This window comes from Paenibacillus sp. FSL H8-0259 (assembly GCF_037963255.1).
In the GTDB taxonomy this organism is placed as follows: domain Bacteria; phylum Bacillota; class Bacilli; order Paenibacillales; family Paenibacillaceae; genus Paenibacillus_AQ; species Paenibacillus_AQ phytohabitans.
The window spans coordinates 4,234,584-4,254,318 of record NZ_CP150147.1; the positions used below are offsets into that span (position 1 = coordinate 4,234,584).

The 19,735-nt window shown below is 49.3% G+C and carries 17 protein-coding genes; 15 read left to right on the top strand and 2 right to left on the bottom strand.

The features are described from left to right. The first annotated feature begins 86 nt into the window (after positions 1-86). From NSU01_RS17955 to NSU01_RS18000, 10 genes are all read left to right on the top strand, one after another. The gene (locus NSU01_RS17955; protein ID WP_076243133.1) at positions 87-962 is read left to right on the top strand and encodes a sugar ABC transporter permease; all 876 of its coding nucleotides are present in this window, start codon (positions 87-89) and stop codon (positions 960-962) included. A 1-nt stretch (position 963) separates the two neighbouring features. Then, positions 964-1,797: a carbohydrate ABC transporter permease gene (locus NSU01_RS17960; protein WP_076243132.1), complete on the top strand. Its 834-nt coding sequence runs from the start codon at positions 964-966 to the stop codon at positions 1,795-1,797. A 21-nt stretch (positions 1,798-1,818) separates the two neighbouring features. Further along, a complete protein-coding gene (locus NSU01_RS17965) occupies positions 1,819-2,907 on the top strand; it encodes a glycoside hydrolase family 172 protein (RefSeq protein ID WP_076243131.1) in 1,089 nt (362 codons plus the stop codon). Between the two features lie 45 nt (positions 2,908-2,952). Beyond that, positions 2,953-3,945, top strand: a complete 993-nt coding sequence (locus tag NSU01_RS17970) for a LacI family DNA-binding transcriptional regulator (RefSeq protein ID WP_076243130.1) — start codon at positions 2,953-2,955, stop codon at positions 3,943-3,945. Between the two features lie 140 nt (positions 3,946-4,085). Continuing rightward, positions 4,086-5,693 (top strand): response regulator, encoded by a 1,608-nt coding sequence (locus tag NSU01_RS17975; RefSeq protein ID WP_076243129.1) that lies wholly within the window; start codon positions 4,086-4,088, stop codon positions 5,691-5,693. A 7-nt stretch (positions 5,694-5,700) separates the two neighbouring features. Then, the gene (locus NSU01_RS17980) at positions 5,701-7,491 is read left to right on the top strand and encodes a histidine kinase (RefSeq protein WP_076243128.1); all 1,791 of its coding nucleotides are present in this window, start codon (positions 5,701-5,703) and stop codon (positions 7,489-7,491) included. Positions 7,492-7,665: 174 nt separating this feature from the next. Next, positions 7,666-9,084, top strand: coding sequence for a sugar ABC transporter substrate-binding protein (locus NSU01_RS17985; RefSeq protein ID WP_076243127.1), 1,419 nt, complete (start codon positions 7,666-7,668; stop codon positions 9,082-9,084). 81 nt (positions 9,085-9,165) lie between these two features. Further along, positions 9,166-10,101 (top strand): sugar ABC transporter permease, encoded by a 936-nt coding sequence (locus NSU01_RS17990; RefSeq protein WP_042137545.1) that lies wholly within the window; start codon positions 9,166-9,168, stop codon positions 10,099-10,101. Then, entirely contained in the window at positions 10,098-10,931 is an 834-nt protein-coding gene (locus NSU01_RS17995; RefSeq protein ID WP_042137546.1) for a carbohydrate ABC transporter permease, read from the top strand. Before NSU01_RS17990 ends, NSU01_RS17995 begins: the two co-directional genes overlap by 4 nt. 26 nt (positions 10,932-10,957) lie before the next feature. Further along, a complete protein-coding gene (locus tag NSU01_RS18000) occupies positions 10,958-12,115 on the top strand; it encodes a glycoside hydrolase family 172 protein (protein ID WP_042137548.1) in 1,158 nt (385 codons plus the stop codon). Positions 12,116-12,333: 218 nt separating this feature from the next. Here NSU01_RS18000 and NSU01_RS18005 read toward each other — a convergent pair whose 3' ends face one another. After that, a complete protein-coding gene (locus tag NSU01_RS18005) occupies positions 12,334-14,610 on the bottom strand; it encodes a hypothetical protein (RefSeq protein WP_076243126.1) in 2,277 nt (758 codons plus the stop codon). A gap of 282 nt (positions 14,611-14,892) precedes the next feature. On the opposite strand from NSU01_RS18005, the gene NSU01_RS18010 reads away from it, so the two are divergent. Together NSU01_RS18010 and NSU01_RS18015 are read left to right on the top strand one after the other, a co-directional pair. Next, a complete protein-coding gene (locus NSU01_RS18010) occupies positions 14,893-15,360 on the top strand; it encodes a MarR family winged helix-turn-helix transcriptional regulator (RefSeq protein ID WP_042137550.1) in 468 nt (155 codons plus the stop codon). A gap of 45 nt (positions 15,361-15,405) precedes the next feature. After that, the gene (locus tag NSU01_RS18015) at positions 15,406-16,344 is read left to right on the top strand and encodes an NADP-dependent oxidoreductase (RefSeq protein WP_083705354.1); all 939 of its coding nucleotides are present in this window, start codon (positions 15,406-15,408) and stop codon (positions 16,342-16,344) included. A 159-nt stretch (positions 16,345-16,503) separates the two neighbouring features. On the opposite strand, the gene NSU01_RS18020 is transcribed toward NSU01_RS18015, so the two are convergent. Continuing rightward, a complete protein-coding gene (locus tag NSU01_RS18020; protein WP_081970015.1) occupies positions 16,504-16,872 on the bottom strand; it encodes a helix-turn-helix domain-containing protein in 369 nt (122 codons plus the stop codon). Between the two features lie 217 nt (positions 16,873-17,089). Here NSU01_RS18020 and NSU01_RS18025 point away from each other — a divergent pair, with 217 nt between their 5' ends. From NSU01_RS18025 to NSU01_RS18035, 3 genes are all read left to right on the top strand, one after another. Continuing rightward, positions 17,090-18,058 carry a nitronate monooxygenase gene (locus tag NSU01_RS18025; protein WP_042137553.1) on the top strand — a complete coding sequence of 323 codons (969 nt, stop codon included), beginning with the start codon at positions 17,090-17,092 and terminating at the stop codon, positions 18,056-18,058. Between the two features lie 102 nt (positions 18,059-18,160). Beyond that, complete coding sequence (locus tag NSU01_RS18030; protein WP_042137556.1) at positions 18,161-18,586, top strand: MarR family transcriptional regulator; 426 nt, start codon at positions 18,161-18,163, stop codon at positions 18,584-18,586. Between the two features lie 53 nt (positions 18,587-18,639). Next, positions 18,640-19,371: an NAD(P)-binding domain-containing protein gene (locus tag NSU01_RS18035; protein ID WP_076243125.1), complete on the top strand. Its 732-nt coding sequence runs from the start codon at positions 18,640-18,642 to the stop codon at positions 19,369-19,371. Positions 19,372-19,735 lie beyond the last annotated feature (364 nt).

A 19,735-nucleotide genomic window follows, 5' to 3' on the forward strand; every position in this document is an offset into this window, starting at 1 on the left:
CCTTGACATTTCTTCACCCGGGCTTGCAGGGCCGGGTGGAGCCTTTTATCAATAATAACGTAATTCCAAAAACGGGGTGACCCTACATGAATGTGCTTAAGGACAAAAAGGCATGGCTGGTTTTCATCTTGCCTGCTTTGATATTTTATCTGGGTACGGTTTTTGTTCCCATTATCCAGTCACTGAATTACAGCTTTCAGCAATGGAATGGCATTCAGGAGCCGCGTTACACCGGCTTTGATAATTATATTGCGATGTTTAGCGATAGTTACTTCTGGAATTCAGTGCAAAACAATCTGGTTTACGTGGTGATTGTGGTATTTATGCAGGTGTTCATCGGCTTATTCTTTGCCCTGCTCCTGTCCTATGTCACCAAAGGTGCAGGAATCTTCAGAACCCTGTATTATTTGCCGGCGGTTGTTGTAACTGTAGCTATTGCGCAGATGTTCCGTAATTTCTACTCGCTTCAACCTCTGGGTCTCATGAATATGTTCCTGGACTGGGTGGGAATGGGGCATCTGCAATCGGCCTGGCTCTCCAATCCCCATACGGCGTTAATCGCAGTGTCCATTCCCGAGGGGTGGCGGTTTATCGGGATGTATATGGTGATCTTTTATGCCGCTCTGATCGCGATCCCCAAAGAAATCGAGGAAGCAGCCAGAATTGACGGTGTAACCGGCTGGCAACTGATTCGTTATATTAAGCTTCCGAGTATCATGCATGTGCTGAGCCTGGCTTTGATTATGTGTACAACAGGGGCGCTGCGCGGCTTCGATATTCCTTACATTATTGGGGTGCCCGGATCTGCTACAGAGCTTGTCACCACCTATATGTACAAGCAGGCGTTCTCCACTATCCAGTATGGGTACGGAAGCTCCATTGCCGTGTTCATCGTTATCGAGAGTCTGCTTGCGGTATTGATCATCCGGGCTATTTTTAATTCGAAGAAAGGAGATGCCTGATATGCCTGCGAGAAAAAAGCTCTCCTCTTCACTGTTGTATCTTCTGGTGATTGTGATTCTTTTGATTCAAATCTACCCGGTAGTGTGGCTGATGCTGTCCAGCTTCAAGTCGAGCATCGAACTGACGACACGGCCGTTTGCCATGCCTTCGTCCTGGTCGTTTGAGAACTATGCCAGTGTATTCCGGGAGAGCAGTCTGCTCCTGTATATCAAGAATACCGCCATTGTAACCTTCACCTGTCTGGCTCTAATTATTGTACTCAGCGCGACGGCAGGATTTGCCCTTGTCAAAATGATTAACCGGCTGAATTCGAAGCTGCTGCTGTTTTTTACAGTCGGCATCATGATTCCGATTCAGGTTACACTGATTCCTCTGTTTATTATGTACAAAGATTACGGGCTGTTGAATACGTATCCGGCACTGATCCTGCCGCAGGTCGGTTTTGCTCTGCCTCTGTCCATCCTGATCTTTACCAGCTTCTACAGGTATGTTCCCAATGAGCTTATCGAGGCTGCAGTCATCGACGGCTGCAACATCTACCAGGTATTTATCCGGATTATTTCACCGCTTACGGTCAATACAACCATTACAGTGGCATCGATAAACTTTATCTTCATCTGGAATGATTTCGTATTCTCCAACACGTTCACGAATGACAAGGCATACAAGACGATTGCTGTCGGGCTTCAGGAATTTATCGGAGCATTTGGGGCAACGGATTGGGGCCAGACTTTTGCGGCAATCAGTATCAGCATTATTCCCATTATTATTACGTACTTGTTCCTGAACAAATATGTAATGGCCGGGGCGTCGGACGGCGCAGTCAAAGGATAAAGGATAAGGAGACGATAAACGATGCAATCGATGGACCAGCTGTTTGGCAGAATGAAGGGCAAGAGCAGAGCGATTACGGCGGAGAATCCGCAGGGTCTCAAGGGACAAGGGGGCCAGGCGGAGGGGCCTCTGGGCGTTGCCCGCAAAGGCAAGGCGTTCATCTCACTCGCTCAGGGAGAAACCGCAACGCTTGTAGATATTGAAGGTCCGGGGATCATTCAGCATATCTGGATGACCGTTACCGATAAGACCGAATCCGGCTGGTTTGTCCTGCGCGATCTGGTACTCCGCATGTATTGGGATCATGAAGAACAACCTTCCGTTGAAGTCCCGCTCGGGGATTTCTTCTGCAACGGCTTCGGTGCACGTGCAGTTGTCAATTCACAGCCGGTAGTGGTGAATCCTGTCGGCGGCATGAACAGCTACTTCGCCATGCCATTCCGCCAAGCTGCCAGAATAACCATTACGAATGAGCATCCGCAGGGCATTGAGGCATTCTTCTATCAATTCGACTACAGGCTGGTTGATGAGCTGGATGAGGATACCGAGTATTTTCATGCCCAGTACCGCAGAGAGAATCCCACTGTGCTGAGGCAGGATTACACTTTAATTGACGGAATTAAAGGGAGAGGCAAATTTATCGGCACATATATGTCCTGGACTTCCCTATCCCGTTATTGGTATGGTGAAGGAGAAGTGAAATTCTATATCGACGGAGACCAGGAGTGGCCGACGATCTGCGGCACCGGGGCAGAGGATTATTTCGGAGGCGCCTGGGGGTTTGTGAAATATGACAACGGTAACCCGGTACAGGAGCAGACCTACTCGACCCCGTTCATGGGTTTCCCTTATTTTGCGACGAGGGATGACACCCGCTCCCATATTTATGACGGGGCGGCTTGCCCGATGCGGGGCTTCTACCGCTGGCATATCCTCGATCCGATTCTGTTCGAAGAGGACCTGAAGGTGACTGTGCAGCAAATAGGGCATGACGGCCAAGCTTTATTTGAACGCAGTGACGATATCAGCTCGATAAGCTACTGGTATCAGACAGAGCCGCATCAGGCGTTCCCGGAATTTCCGGACGTAATGGAAAGACGTCCGCGTTAAGCGTGGACGTAAAGTTGTGCAAGTAAATCCGCAGAGGTGCAGCAAATGGCAAAACAAAGAGTTACACTAGTACAGGTCGCCAAAGATGCAGGCGTGTCGCCGGCAACGGTCTCCCATTTCATGAACGGCAATTTTCACCGGATGGGCCCGGAGACCCGTGAGAAAATAAGCGACTCGATCACCAGACTAGGGTACCAGGTGAACCCTGTTGCCAAAAGCCTGATTACCGGCAAAATGCATACCATCGGACTCGTTCTGTCAAACAGCACTTATGACGGTTATTTCGAAGATTTGTATTTCCTGCACTTCGCCAAGGTGCTGAAGCAGCATCTGAAGACCATGGGGTACAAGCTGATTCTCCTGGACTTTGATGAAATCTTCATGAATATCCAGATGGTGGATGGGATTATTGTAAAGGCGACCCTGGAGACTGAGAAGTTCATGCCGAGGCTCATGGATCTCAATGTTCCAGTCATCACCATCGGTCGGCATAATTTACCGTATGGTGCTCATATCGTACGGGTGAACGACTATCAATGCGGCCAGACGGGTGTAGACCATTTAATGTCACGGGGATATCACAAAATCATTATTCTGACCTATCCGCACGGACAGGTCCCCGGATTTGACGACCGGTTGAACGGTGCCTCCCAGTCTTTGCAGGAGAAGGGGAATCTTACAACGGTCATTACGGGAGATATGACAGAGAGCTTCGGGTACGAGACGGTCACGCAGCTGGCCGGGAATGGACAGCTGCCGCAGGCGTTATTCTGCCTGAACGACATTTCAGCCATTGGTGTGCTGAAGGCTTGCAAGGATCTGAAATTATCCGTACCTGAGGATCTTGCGGTACTGGGTGTGGATGACATGCCGACCGTGTCGGAACTGCTTAGTCTCTCCACCATCCGGCATCCGATTAACGAGCTGGCAATGAATGCCTCAGAGCTTATGATTCAATCCATTGAATGGAAAGGGGAGCCTGCCCAGCCCGTAGACAGGATGTTCCCCATTGAACTGATGGCAAGGCATACCAGTTGAGCAGGCAAGAAGGTGCAGGCTGTCGAGAACTTTTCGGCAGCCTTTTTCTAAAGATAGACTGAAGATGAAGATTGACAGGTGCAACCGCCTACCTTACTATCTTATTGAAATTAGGCCATTCTGCGAGAGGAGAGAGAGCAATGTATAACGTGCTTGTCGCCGATGATGAACCTCGTCACCGCCGCGGCGTATCCGACATGGTTAAGCAGCTCCGTCCGGAATACCGGATTTTCATGGTGAAGGATGGATTGGAGGCTCTGCGGATTATTGAGGAGAACCGGATCGATATTATCCTCACAGATATCCGGATGCCCAATATGGATGGACTGACTCTGATTGAACATATGGAGAGCCGTAGAGAACGGGTCAAAATTGTAATTCTCAGCGTGTACGGAAATTTCGAGTATGCAAGACAGGCGGTGAAGCTTGGGGCCTTCGATTACCTGCTGAAGCCATTGGCATTAGGAGAGCTCTCCGAGATCCTTGACAAGCTTGACACGGCACTGGAGAAGGACACGCTGAGTCTTCAGAACGGGGCAGTTCTTCAGCAGAGGCTCCATTCGGCAGCCCCGGTCTATGAGCAGCACTTGCTCAACCGGTGGATGCGCTCCGCTGCAAGCGAGAAGGAGCTTCAGGAAATCCGCAATTTCTTCCCCGATTTAAACGGAGGTTTCGTGATGTTGGCAAGGTTTCAGCAGAAAGAAATTACCGGGTCTTATATGCTTGAAGAATTCGAGGAACTTAAGGCCACTGTGAAGAACTGGATGCGGGAAATCTATCAGACGGTCGGTCCTTCACTATCGTTCAGCCTGGAAGGAGAGCACCCGATCATTGCTTCTGTGGTGACCCCGGCCCATTCCCTGGAGTGGCTGATGAAGCGGGATCTGGAGCAGTTCCGGCAATTCATCCGCCAGATCCGGGAGGAATATGGCCTGACTTTGACTTTGGGGGCAGGGAACTGGGTGGCCGATCCCTATAGCGGGGCACCGGCATCCTTTGAGCAGGCGCGGAAAGCGCTCGAATATACCTTTTACACAGGCGAAGGCCAGCTTGTCCTTTACGATGAAATCGCTTACAATCCTGACAAGCCCAGCTTGAAGATGATTCCTGCGGATACGGGCATGACGGATGCCTTGGCGCGGATGGACAGGGCTGCGGCTACTGAGGCCTTGAAGACGCTTATTCAGCGGCAGCTTGAAGGGGATTATCCGTCCCCGGCTCATCTGAAGGACTCTGTTCTGTACGCTCTGGTTAACGAGGTTAAAGGAAACGAAGTCTTGCTGCGTCAGGATGAGGCGAGTAATTTCATTTCAGAGATGGAGTTTCAAATTCCCGCCTGTGAGAGTCTGGAGGAAGTTGAGGCACGGGCGGTCTCTGTTCTGCACCGGATCATCGGGAGCATCGAGGAACGCAAAAATAACAAAAGCGGGCGGACCATCGGCCTGTGTAAGGCATTTCTGGAGGAGCACTATATGGAGGATCTGTCGCTGGAGTCTGTCGCCAGGCATTTCTTTTTCAGCTCCGCCTATTTCAGCAGTTTTTTTAAACAGCACACCTCCATGACCTTCACCGAATATTTGCTGCGCCTGCGGCTGGACAAAGCCAAAGAGCTGCTCCAGGACGGGGACCGGAAAATCGCTACCATCGCCTTAAGCGTGGGATTTCGTGATGCGGGTTACTTCACCAGGGTATTCAAAAGGGAGACTGGACTGGCACCAGAGGAGTTCCGGAAGAAAGATGTATTGTAGGTGGACTATGAGACTGAAGAATAAGCTGGTCTTATCTTATATAGTGCTGATTACGCTACCGCTCACCATCCTCGGCTTTGGTTACTATTATGCAAGCAAGGACATTATGCTGAAGCTGGCCCGAGACAACGTCAGTGAGATTGTACTTAAGAACAATCAGATCATCAACGAACGGCTGAAGATCATTCAGGACAACAGCTTATCCCTGATGGTGGAGTGTGAGCTGTACCAGATTTTTGATGAGCCAAGTCCGGCCGGGGGAGTGCAGTTGCTGGAGAACAATAAGAAGGTGACGGGGATTCTTGGCAGATACTTCTCGCAGTCGGCCGATCTGTATTCCACTGAACTGGTCACGCAAGGGTTCGTGTATGGCAGCAAAAGCAAGAATACCTATCCCCCGGACTACTTCTACACCTCCGAGCTGTACCGGCGCGCCGCTGAGGGGAAAGGGCGTATCGCCTGGGTGCCGACTTATGATTATACCCGGATGCATAATCTGCCTGAGCTCGCGGGAACAGATATTGATTACCGTTATATGTTCTCGGCAGTCCGGCAGATCAATCCCTCCTGTGTACGGAATGACGTCATTGTCCGGGCCGAAGGGGCGTCCGAGAAACCGGTGCTGGTGATGAATTTCAAGGAAGATGTGTATGCAGGTATCTTTAGGGACAGTATCCCCATTAAAGGTTCCGTATTCATGGTGGCCAGTGAGGACGGTACAATCATCTCCCATCAGGACAAGTCGCGCCTGGGGACCGTGGAATCCGCCGCCTGGCTGAAGGAGGTGCGCCGCGAGGGCAGCGGGACGGCATATGTAACTACCGGCGGGCAGCGGATGATCGCTTGCTTCGCTGTGTCCCCGGTGACTAACTGGCTGTCGGTTGTGCTGATTCCGCCCGGCGCATTGACCCATGATATTGCGGACACCATTCTGTTCTTTATTATTACACTGGGGGCTCCGCTGCTGGCTCTCTCGCTATTGTTCGCTTATCTGATCTCCGCACGTATCTCTTCTCCGGTAAGCAAGCTGCTGCTGGCCATCAAGCGGGTAGGCGGCGGTGATTTCAATGCGCAGATCAAGGTGGAGAGCAGAGATGAGCTGGGCCATGTATTGATGAAGTTCAACAGCATGAATGAGCGGGTCAGATCATTGATTGATGAGAATTATGTGGTCAAGCTGCGGGAGCGGGAGACGGAGATCCTCGCGCTGAATATTCAGCTCAATCCCCATTTTCTGTATAATACGCTGAATATTATAAATTGGATGGCTGTACACGGAGAGAAGGAGCAGGTTAGCCATATGCTGATCAGCCTGTCCCGTATGCTGCACTATACTACGGACAACCGGAGAGACCAAATGCTGCTTAGAGAGGATCTCGCCTGGCTGCAGGACTATATAGTAATTATGGCTAACCGTTTCGAACACCGGTTTCGTGTGGATTTCGATATTCAGCCTGAGCTGCTGGAGGTGAATGTACCGAAGCTGTTCCTTCAGCCCCTGCTGGAGAATGCCATCATTCACGGCTTCCGGAATATGGAGAGCGGCGGGCTGATCACCATCTACGGACAGCAACAGGGGAATACCATCCGGTTCTGTGTAGAAGATAACGGCAGCGGGATTGAGCCGGAGCGTATGGAACAGCTGCTGAAGGAGGAGAATGCCAATATAGGTCTGAAAAATGTGGATAAGCGGATTAAGCTGCTGTATGGCAATGAATATGGAATAGAGATTGAATCGGTCCCTGAATTCGGGACCCGCGTGAAGCTGGTCATACCGTATCCCGGCCCGCGTGAATAATGGCTGATATTCCAACCTTTCCCGCTGGCCAATGGCCTGCGGGGTTGTTTTTTATCATTGACCGTAAAATCGTACAGGAAACGAAAGATCGTACAATAGGCAACGGCAACAGCTACATTTACACTGTAATCAGCGACTGCAGCGCTTACATCCGAATTAAGGGGGATAAACAAAATGAGCAGGCACACTGGCAGAACCAAGCTGATGTTACTCTTCCTAATGATTGTTGCATTAATTGTAACCGCTTGCGGTAATGGCGGAAACCAAACAGATACGGCCAATTCAGGTTCAGGCAATACTCCCGCTACCGGAGAAGCAGGCACGGCCACCGGAGAGAAGGTGAAGCTGAAATTCACATTCTGGGGCAGTCCCCAGGAGAAGAAGGCGGTGGAGGACGCGATTAAGGCTTTTGAAGCCAAGAACCCTAACGTCACCATCGATTCCATCCATATCCCGGGCACAGACTTCTTACAGAAGCTGAATGCCATGATCGCCGGGAATGAAGCACCGGATCTAAGCTACTCGGCCGCCTGGAAGCTGAAGATGGGGGAAGAAGGATTGATCTATAATTTCTTCGATCTCATGAAGGATGACCCCAGCATTAAGAAGGAGGATTACCTTCAGTACGCCTGGTGGAACTGGGATACCGATAAAAGTGCGGGACCTTATCAAGCTTCGGTAGTCCCATCTCTGATGTACAATGCAGATCTGTTCAAAGAGGCGGGGGTTGAACTGCCGCCAACCCAAGCGGAAGAAGCCTGGCAATGGGATGAATTCGTGGAAACAGCCAAGAAGCTCACCCTTGACCGGAACGGCAAGCATCCGGATGATCCGGGATTTGATCCCAAGAACATCAAGCAATACGGTGTGAAGTACAGCCTCAGCTGGTTATCCTACATGCCGCTGGTTCTGTCTAACGGCGGCGACTATTTGACTGAGGACGGTACGGAATTTGGGCTATCCAAGCCTGAAGCGACCGAAGCGATCCAGAAGATTGCTGACCTAATCAATATCCATCATGTTGCTCCTTCCCCGGTACAAGCCAGCAGCATTCCGGCACCGGCAACGGCGCTCCAATCCAGAAAGGTGGCAATGGTCATAGACGGAAGCTGGAACCATCTGGACCTGAGCAAGGCCAAGATCAACTGGGGCGTAGGTGTCCTGCCGGTGCTGAAGGACTATAAGACTTTCTTCCTTGGAGGCTCCCTGATTATATTCAAGAGTTCCAAGCATCCGAAGGAAGCCTGGGAGTTCTCCAAATTCCTGACGGATCCGCAGAATGTACTGGAGCTTCATCAGGGACTCTGGATGCCGCAGCTGAAGCAATGGTATGAAGATCCGAAGCTGGTGGACAGCTGGGCAAATGAAGAGCTTCCGGGCCGTCCGGCCGGTTTTCAGGATGCCGTTATGCGTTCCACCTACGAACATGCAGAGCCTTCGGCTGAGAATAATGTCCGAAACTTTGTAGAAATCGATGCTGCGGTAACAGCGGGGCTGGATCAGGTATGGCTCGGCACCAAAACGGCCGCAGAAGCGATGAACGAAGTGGAAGCCAAAATCAAGCCGCTTATACAAGGAACCTATTTGAAATAACGGACCTTGCCGGAAGGCGGATCTGCCGGATTCTTGGGGCACATCCGCTGCCGGCAATGCCCGAAGAGAGGAAACATGTGTATGGAACCCGTCTCTTCCCTGAGTGTAAACCGTGCAAAGACCAAGCGCAGTTCCTATAGGAATGAGCTGTATGGCATCTTGTTTGCCTTGCCGGCCATTCTTGGGCTGGTGATATTTACGCTGGGTCCCATGATCTACAGCCTGTATATGAGCTTCACCGACTATTCCGGGTCCAATTCCCCCTCCTTTATCGGACTGGATAATTACACCAGAATGTTTAGCGGGGAAGACCAGTATTTCTACAAGGCGCTCGGAGTTACCCTATATTTTGTCGTACTTAGTGTGCCCACCGGTATTATTTATTCCTTTCTCCTGGCCATTCTGCTGAACAGGAATATCAAAGGCAAAGCCATCTTCCGGACCGTCTTCTATCTGCCGTCGATCGTGCCGATCATCGCGATTTCGTTCATTTGGCTATGGCTCCTGAATCCCGATTTGGGGCTGGCCAACGAGCTGCTCCGCGCCATCGGCCTTCCCGGCAGCCAGTGGATTTTTGGAGAGAAATCTGTGGTCCCCTCACTGGCGCTAATGAACCTGTGGACAACGGGAGGGACAATGATTATTTTCCTGGCCGGATTGCAGGATATTCCCCGCTCGCTGTATGAAGCCATTGAGATAGACGGGGGCTCCAAGCTGAACAAGCTGCGGAATATTACCATCCCCATGATGACGCCGACGATCTTTTTCAACCTGATCATGGGGATCATTAACGGATTCCAGGTGTTCTCGCAAGCCTATGTCATGACTAACGGCGGACCCAACAATGCCAGCTTGTTCTATGTCTTCTATCTGTACCGGGAAGCCTTTCAGTTCTCGCGGATGGGAAGCGCAAGCGCCATTGCCTGGGTGCTGTTCATCATTATTATGCTGTTGACCTATACGGTCTTCAAGACATCAAGAAAATGGGTGTATTACGAGGGGGATGAAGCCCGATGAGGACAAAAGCATGGATGGAGAAGGGATTCGTGTATTTGGTGCTTTCAGCCGGGGGCCTCTTCAGTCTGCTGCCGCTGATCTGGCTCATCCGCAGCTCCCTGATGGATATGGGGCAAATTTTTGAGCTGCCGCCCATATGGATACCTAACCCCTTCCGGTTTAGCAATTTCAGTGAGGCGCTGACCATTCTGCCATTTGGACGTTATTTTATCAATACAACGATTATTGTCATATTCAGTATGCTGGGTGTCCTCGTGACATGCTCCATAAGCGCGTACAGCTTTGCACGGATGTCCTGGAGAGGACGGGATCTTATCTTTGGCCTGCTGTTATCCAGTATGATGCTGCCCTATGCGGTTACGCTGATTCCGACCTTCATCGGCTGGAGCAAGCTTGGATTAACCAATTCGTTCATTCCGCTGATTGCACCGGCCTGGTTCGGTGGAGGGGCGTTCAATATTTTCCTGCTGCGCCAGTTCTATCTGAGTATTCCCCGTGATCTGGACGAGGCGGCTTATGTGGACGGTGCCAGCCACGGGCGGATTTTCATCTCCATCATCATTCCTCTGACACGGCCCGCCCTGGTCGTTGTAGGACTGTTTACCTTTCTGGCTTCATGGAATGACTTTCTGGGGCCGCTGGTCTATTTGAACGATGAGTCCAAATATACACTGGCGCTTGGCCTGCAGCAATTCAAGGGCATGTACGCTGCGGAATGGCATTTGATGATGGCGGCAGCTACTGTAGTGCTGGCTCCGGCGATTATCGTCTTTTTTATCGGACAGAGGTACTTTATCGAAGGTATTACACTTACAGGCATCAAAGCCTAAACCTGCAGAAGGAGTGAGACAATAGGATGAATTCATTATATCAGCGCAAGGAAGGGCAGTCCCGCAGACTATCCAGTTGGGATCAGACCGGGGGCAACCGGGATTTCATCGTGATTGGAGCCGGCCAGACGGCAGCGATCGCAGAGATTGAAGGATCGGGCATCATTCAGCATATCTGGATGACGATCGCAGCCCGGAATAAATATGCTTTCCGCAAAGTGCTGGTGCGTATGTTTTGGGATGGAGAAGAAGAGCCTAGTGTAGATTCGCCGGTAGGCGATTTCTTCGGCGTAGGTCATGGGGTTGCCAGCCACTATGTCTCCATGCCGCTCAATATGATAACAACACAGGATGTCATTGAGGATAAGGCGGCGATGAACTGTTTTTTTGAGATGCCGTTCCGCAGCAGCGCACGCATTGAGATTATCAATGAATGCGAGGATGAGCTGGTATTGTACTTCTACGTTGACTATGTGGAGAAGCAGATTCCAGAGGACAGCTTCTACTTCCATGCTTCCTGGCGGAGGGAGAATCCTACACAGGGGACGGTCGATCTTGCGGCGTTGAAGCTGGAGCATGACGCGCAGGATAAGGCCAATTATGCCGACCAGAAAGTATATGAGCTAAAGAATCTGACGGGTGACGACAACTATGTGCTTATGGATGCGGTGGGAGAGGGGCATTATGTCGGCTGCAATCTCAGCATTGATCACCTGAATCCGATGCCGGGCTTCAGCTGGCCTGGAGAAGGGGATGACATGTTCTTCATCGACGGCGAGCCGTGGCCGCCCCGTCTGCATGGCACTGGTACGGAGGATTATTTCTGTGCAGCCTGGGGCTACCCGTCCGGTAAATACGACAGCCCGTATCACGGGATATCCCTGTATGCGCCCATCCGCGGCAACGGGGACGCATGGAGGGAGAGCAATACGATCCTGTTCAATGACTACTCCGGCAAAATTACGCAATACCGTTTCCATATTGTCGATCCGGTCATCTTCCGGGAGTCCCTTCGCTTCAGTATCGAACATGGTCACGGAAACTCCCAGTCCAATGATTATTCTTCGGTGGCCTACTGGTATCAGCGTGAGCCTCACAAAGCTTATCCGGAGATGCTGCCCGTAGCCCTTCGGCTGCCGCTGCCTGAGAAGGACAGCGCGAAGCAGTTCTTCCAGACTTTCTGATCCGGGGGATTGGCGCAGGACTGATCCGTGGTTCTCATATTCATAAAATAAGAGCATGTTTCCAGATGATGGAGATGTGCTCTTGTTTTATGTGCCCGGCGTGGCCTCGTTCTATAACACAAAAAGCCCGTACAGGCAGGATTTAAGATTCTCCTGCCTGTACGAGCACCTACATAAATCGCACTAATGCGGTTAAACCATGTAATCGAAATCCTTGCTTAGCGTAATGCGAAGGTGATTGAACATCCCGGATCAAGGAGCTGCTTGAAGAGACGTGAGTCCGGACGGGCCGGCAATTCTTCATGCACATTAAGCTCATCTTGTCCATTGCTTGCTGAAGCCATGAGTTTACCGGCATTGTCATGCCGAAGCTCGGTAATTACGGTAATCGTCACTGGGCAAAGATTCAGGATCGTTGCCTGCACGGAATCATCAGTTTTCCGGTAGGCTACACTGAAATATCCGCTGCCCAGCTTGACCTTATCCCAGGTGAAAGAGCTGCTTGGACTGAAGGGCCGGAAGGACAGCTGCCGGGAAGGGGCATCATAAGCGAGACCCAGAATGTCGGAGACAAAGAGCCCGGCATAAACGCCGGAGGCCCAGCCGCACTTCCCGCAGTTATTGTGACGGACTACATCCCCATAAGCGGCTCCGTTGTTGTAAGGCCACCACCAAAGCGAGCCGTCGGCATCGGTCAATTGGCGTATCCGGGTCAAATACCCGTCTTCACCAGACAGTGAGGCGGAGTCTGTAATCATGCCCATGCCGTTCATATACCCGGGGAAGGTACAGGCAGAATGGTCTCCCCACTGTATCCCCCTGGATTCAGGGTTATATGTTGGATTATGCGGGCTTAATGAGAACTGCATGTAATGCTTGTAGGTCTCATTGTCATATGAAGTGTACCCGTACAGCGGCATCAGAATGGTATCTGATTCCTCACCATCGTGATGCAGCAGGTTGACTTGCCCCTCTTCAACCAGATTCCAAATAAACTGCATGCCGAAATCCTTATATTTACCGTTGTATTTCTCTATGCTGTTTGTAAGCTTGTTGCCGTACCTGCTGATTCCCTCTGTATATTGACGGCCGAAGGGGCCTTGGGCAGTAGCCCGCTGTTCCAAATCTTCCCGGATTCTTCCGGCAATGGTCCGGTAGCGTTCTGCTCCCGCCGTGTCACTGAAGACCTCATCCACAATCCGGGAATAATGATAAAGAGCGGTCCAGGCAATCACATTGGAGCCTGTATGATAATCTCCCAGTGAATAGGCATCGGAGAGCCATACTGAAGGGTAGAGCCAGGGTTCATCTTCCTTACGGGTCAGCAGCAGTTCCTCCAGGAGATTACAGATCGACTCGTGAATCTCGGGATGGTCCAGAAACAGCTGTTTGTCACCTGTACTCCGGTAGTAGAGACCCGCCATGACAACAGAAGATAAGGAATTACTGAGAGAGTGGGTAATTCCCCCTTCATAACGGTTACCGGGCGGGCGAACTCCATGCTTCAGGAACCATAACATTCCCTGCCGGAATAACTCTGGCTCTGCTGTGTGAAAGGGAAGCAGGGAGTAGTACATATCCTTGTTCCAGGTGAACTGTGTTGTGGGTGACGTGCCCCAATTGGCACCAGCAAGAGTGTCCTGGCTGTCCATGGCAAGGGAGCCCATGCACTGGAGAAGGGCTCGTTCATAGAACTCCGCCGCGAACGGATCCTCGTCCATTTTCAGCTGACCGGTGATGCCCCGTAAATAGGCCCAGGTTTCATTAAGCCAGTAGAGTGTGCCTTTCTCATCGACAAGCCGTGGACAGGGATCACCAGCCGGATAGATGATAGCGGGCACCCAGCAGGTCTGACCCGGGGCCAGTACAACAGACACGATGCCATCACTGTCTGCCTGATGGCCGAGCACCTGTACACAGAAATCCGGACCGGAGAATAACTGGTCCGGCAGGGTGTCGGCGGAAGGCAGCGTAACTTCACCTGTTAGGGTCTGGCTGGATTGATTCTCCAGCAACAGCCCGTAGACCAGTCCGCGCAGCCGTTTCGAGCCGTCCGCCGACGTTGGAGCATAGACGAGAAGAGTGGCTTTGGCGGCTTCCAGCTGATATTCAGTGACCGGAAACAGATTATCGAGCAGAGAAGTGACATAAGGCAGATCATCGCTGCCCAAATTATAGTATTTCCCGCCGAGCTCCACCTTGTAGGCGTAAGGTCCGGCTTCCCTGAAATCCTTGCACATCCAAACGCCGGGAATATTATCACTGTAATAGCTGCCGCTATACACCGTGACATTTTTTATGGAGCCGTTCATGTGAACGTTCACCAGTGTTTTATTGTTCCCGGTATCAAAAGTTAACTCTGGGTCAGGCAGCTTGCGGCCGAAGAAGCTCACCGGATCATTAGCCGTATACTTGCCGTCCTGATAGACAACGCCGAAATAGAGGCTTCTGGGCTGAGAAAGGGCCTCACTGAAAGTGGTGAAGGGATGCGGCATGGGTATTCTCCTTTGCATTAGTGAAGTAGCGGCCTGCAGTGCCTTTCTTTATTATTCAAGAAGCTTGGGAAGAAAACTATAGGAGAAGCTTTGGATTTCAGGAGAATTTATAGCGCTTTCAACAGGATGAGGATTTGATAAATATGACCTCGAAATAAATACGGAAGAGATAAATCCAACAGAATGTGCCGAGTCCGGCTCATTTATGTTGACGGCAACATATTTAAATGTTACTGTAGGTGTACAGATATGTTGACGACCACATAAAAGGAGATGACTTTATTGAAGCCTAGTGACAACAGCGAAACCATTGAGGATGAAATCGGCGCAGTCACGCATTTCCCCGTGAATTTCTCGATCTTCAGTCTGGCTCGTTCCCATCACCGGATTGCGGGACAACTGCTTCGGGAAGCAGGCTTATACCCGGGCCAGGAACTGGTGCTGATGCAATTATGGCACCGGGACAGTCAATCTCAGAATGATCTCACAAAATCGTTGCGGCTTGATCACTCTACCATAGCGAAGTCCGTCCGCCGTTTGGAAGCTGCGGGTCTCGTCAGCTGCAGCCGTTCCGAAGTGGATAAACGGGTAACCATAGTATCACTCACCCAAGAAGGGCGTGATATAGAAACCAGAGTCGATCAGGCTTGGCGCAAGCTGGAGGAGATTACAACGGAACATCTGAATGCTGAAGAAAAAGTACAGTTTGCAGCTTTGGCCAAAAAAATAGCTGCAAATCTGGAAAAATAAATGAAAGTAAACCAAACCATGGATTATATAGGAGGAGAGATAAATATGTCGAAAAAATCTATGCAAGCTGTTCTGGTCAACGAATACGGGGATCCAAATGTTTTGAAGGCAGTCACCATTGATCGCCCTCAACCGCAAGCGGATGAAGTCCTGGTTCGCATCGTGTATGCTACGGTCATTCCGCTTGATTTTAAAATTCGTAAGGGTTGGCTTCAAAATGTATTTCCTGTAACCTTTCCCTACATCCCTGGTTTCTACGCTTCAGGAGTTGTCGAAGAGGCGGGGCATATGATAACGGAATTTAAGCCCGGTGACCGCGTTTTTGGCGGCATCAAAGGCGCTTATGCAGAATATGGAGTTGCGAAGGAACAAGAATTAATGGCGATGCCGGAAAGTCTCACTTTTGAGGATGCTGCAACGATCAAAGCAGGAGCAGAAAGCGCCTGGAAGGCCTTGTTCACTGAAGGTGAGCTCCAGTCAGGGCAAACCCTTCTCCTCCATGCGGCAGCAGGGGGTGTTGGACAGTTTGCAGTTCAGTTGGCTAAATGGAAAGGGGCAACCGTGATCGCTACGGCTTCTTCCTCTAACGTGGACTTCGTAAAATCGTTGGGGGCTGATCAGGTCATCGATTATACCACAACAAAATTCGAAGATATCGCAAAGGACGTAGATCTGGTGGTTGATTCCGTTGGCGGCGAGACAGAATCGAGATCCTGGACGGTTCTAAAAAAAGACGGAATCCTGGTTTCTTTAACTCAAGATCCCTCCCAAGAAAACGCTGAAAAATATGGCGTTACAGCTAAGTTCAATACCAAATTCCCTAACCGGGAAGACTTGCAGCATCTAACGAGATTAATTGCCGAAGGTATGATTAAAGCGGAGATTGATTCCATATTCCCGTTAAGCCAAGCGGATCAAGCACTGGAGAAGAGCGAAGCCAGACATGGACGTGGAAGAATTTTGCTGAAAATCAGCTCCATCTAACAAACCCCGGCCGGTCCTAATTATGATGCAGATCACCACACCTTCAAGAGAATGGAACCCTGTCCAGTCGTAAGAAAGGGAGATAATCTTGGAGGTTTTTGGTTTGGATTGCGCGATTTTATGTGCTGGCTGAATAGGGGGGAGCCTTTACCTTTACCCTTATCCTTCATCTAATTCAGGCTTCTCCCCATATTCTTTACCGAATTCCTCCATCTTCTTTAGGACAGGCAACAGCTTGTTTCCTTTCTCTGTCAGCGAATATTCGACCCGTGGCGGAACTTCAGGATACACATCGCGCAGAATAATTCCGTCGTCCTCGAGCTCCTTGAGCTGCTTGGTGAGCGAGCCTTGCGACAAGCCTCCCAGGAATTTTTTGATCTCGGTAAACCGGCGTCTTTCCCCTTCCAGATACCAGATAATGAAATATTTCCATCGCCCCGAAAGTACATTTTGCGTAAAGGCTATTGCATACATATCTCTTTTTTCATCAATAAACTCTTTTTCAAATCCTTCATTACATACCCGCATGATATCGCTCCCAGTCTAAAAGTACAAAAATATGTACTACGTTCATTTAAATTGCCTTCTTCGCAAATGAAACATATGGACGTATGATATTGCCAAGGCTGCTAACGGATACAAATATTATTAGCAAGCTAATGATTATTGTAACATAACCCGTAGAGGAGACCAATTAAGCTGTACAGTATTGCGACTATAGGGTGCTAAAGAGAGGACAATATTAATGAACAATCGTGTAGCAGAGATTCTTGGAATTGAAAAACCCATCTTACAAGGACCAATGAGTTGGATTACGAATGCTGAATTTGTTGCTGCCGTGAGTAATGCGGGAGGGTTAGGGATTCTTGGTCCTAATGCCGGCCAAACGACAATAACAACCTCACCGGAGGAAACCGCGGAACGTATGCGCCGTGAGATCCGGAAGACAAAGGAACTGACGGATAAACCATTTGGTACAACTTTAATTACTGATGCTGATATGAAGTTCACTTGGCCCATTTTGGAAGTTGTCATTGAAGAAGGTGTGCAAGTTATTCTTCTTAATGGTGTTGAAGGAACGTTAACTGAAAAGATCATTACCCCATTGAAGGAAGCGGGCATTAAGATTGTTTACCGTCCTTTAACTCCAACGATCGAAGATGCAAAGACTGCTCAAGCTATGGGTGTTGATGTTTATGTTGCTACCGGTTTTGATGAGGGTGGAACATTGCCGACAAGTATTATCGGTACGTTTACAATAACGCCTATAATCGTTGATGTGCTTGATATTCCAGTAATCGCTGCTGGTGGAATTGGTGATGCTCGCGGTGTTGCAAGTGCCTTTGAATTAGGGGCAGAAGGTGTCTTTTTAGGAAGCCGTTTTATTCCTACTGTTGAAAACCCCGCAGCACAATCAGTAAAGCAAAGGATAGTGGATTCATCTGCAGCAGATTTGTTGTTGTACCGTACTTTACCTGCTTACTACCGTTCGTTGCCTACACCGTTTGCTGAAAAATTGGTGGCTATGGATAACCAGGGCGCATCTCGTGAAGAAATTGCTAAGGTAGGGGGTAGCTCTAGTGTAATCCGTATCGGTATGCTTGAAGGTATTGGCGAAGGTGGTATTATCACTGTGGGTACTGGAATTACGCCAATCACAAAGATCCAAACGGTACAAGAAGTGGTTGATGAGCTGGCAGCTGGTATCAAGTAAAATATAGGCCATCCAGGTAAAGCTCCGTTCACCGGTGGACACCTCAATTTCATCATGTTATAGTTAGTTCGCTAAAAATACTTTACAAGTTGAGGGTAAACTATGAATGATACAGTAGATTGTGATATCCGTCAGTCGCTAGACCGGATTTCTTCCCAAATGCGCCGGGATTACAGTGAATCTCTAAGAGAACTTAACCTTTATGTTGGCCAGGATAATTTGCTGTATCGCTTGTGGTTAGGCGATGGGATTACACAAATGCAAATAAGCGAACATCTGAAATGTGAGCCGCCTACGGTTACCAATATGGTTAAGTCACTGGAGCAAAACGGATTCATATACCGCAAGCGTGATGAACAAGATGCAAGGGTTATGCGCATTTTTTTAACAGATAAGGGAAAAGAGTTAGAACAACCGATTGAAGTCAAGTGGAAGCAGCAGCAAGAGAAATTACTGAAATCAATTTTACCCGAAGAGCGCTTACTGTTAAGGCGGCTTTTGAAGGAGATGGAGAGTAACTTATTCTAAGTTCTCTCTTGCTCATATTTAGCATGCTAACTAATATATAGGGAGAAATGAAAATGAGATTTGGAATTATAGGTGCAGGACCCATCGCGTCGAATATCTCCAAAAAATTAATTGAGAATGGACATGATGTCAAAATTGCAGATGCTCGCGGGATAGAACGGCTAGAAGGAAAAGAACTTGCAGGTACACCAGTGAGTGTAGATGAAGTAATAACAAACATTGCTGTTCTAGTCATATCGATCCCTTTCCACGCACTGCCAAGCATTCGCAGCATTGTAGATAAAGTTGGGGAGGAAGTAGTCGTTGTTGACACTTCAAATTATTATCCGGGTAGAGACAATAAAATTGCAGAAATTGAGAATGGGTTGGTTGAAAGTGTTTGGGTATCCAATCAGTTAGGGAGACCTATCACTAAAGCTTTCAACAATTTATTAGCATATACGTTGGAATATAAAGGAGCTCCCGAAGGTACCAGTGGACGACTTGCCATAGCGATTGCCGGTGATAACCAGTCGCATAAACAAATAACCATGAACGTAGTCAATGAGCTCGGCTTCGACTCTGTAGATAGCGGATCCTTAAGTGATTCGTGGCGACAACAGCCAGGAACCCCTGCGTACTGCACAGAACTTACCAAAGAGGAACTAACCGAAGCATTAAAAAAAGCAAATAAAGAAAAAGCCCCATTCCTTCGCGATAAAGTGATAGAGAAGTTAACGGCAGCTACTGGAGGATATTCGCACCAAGAAATTGTGAACTTGAATAGAGAGATATATAACTCCTAAGTTAAATTTCGAGTATCTAATGAATATAAAAAAACAACTCCTGGTGAGTTGTTTTTTTTATGGAAGAGCAGGGGCTTTGTCGATCAATAAATTTCTTTGAACTATCTGTGGTGGTGTCGATGGACAAGAACATGGTACTATTGCCGATTAGATAATCATCTTAAACTAAGCCAAACGCGTAGAAGAGTTGATCAAAGGAGTTAGTGAGCTAGGGTAGAAGTCGAATATCTTTAGAGGAGAGATACTTTTCAGTCACTGAGTAACGGAAATCGAAAAGGGGCGGTTTCTTATGAACAGAGCATTGCCGGAAGTCCAATTTTGCCGCAGTGACTGCTCTGATACTTTCAAATCCGTTAATCCGGGC